The 248-nt window shown below is 71.0% G+C and carries 1 protein-coding gene; it reads left to right on the top strand.

Annotated elements, in window-relative coordinates; genetic code table 11:
• Positions 1–248 (top strand): transposase (locus ACT3TZ_RS15325; protein WP_444584271.1); only part of this gene is annotated, 248 nt, incomplete at both ends.

Raw genomic sequence — 248 nt, 5'->3', positions numbered from 1 at the left:
GCCGCCGCCGAGTCCAGCAGGAACTGCACGGACACCGCGGACGCAAGGGCGACCCGCTCTACACCGCGCGGCGGACCCTGCACACCGGGGCTGACCTGCTCACCGACCGCCAGCACGAGCGCCTTGACAAGCTCTTCGCTGGGGACCGGCACGTGCACGTCGAGTGCACCTGGGGGATCTACCAGCGCATGATCTCCGCCTACCGTCACCCCGACCGGGCAGCCGGCCGCGTCGAGATGAGCTCCGTG

The organism is Brachybacterium sp. AOP25-B2-12 (assembly GCF_052378625.1).
GTDB lineage: Bacteria > Actinomycetota > Actinomycetes > Actinomycetales > Dermabacteraceae > Brachybacterium.
This window is presented reverse-complemented; position numbering and strand designations above follow the sequence as displayed.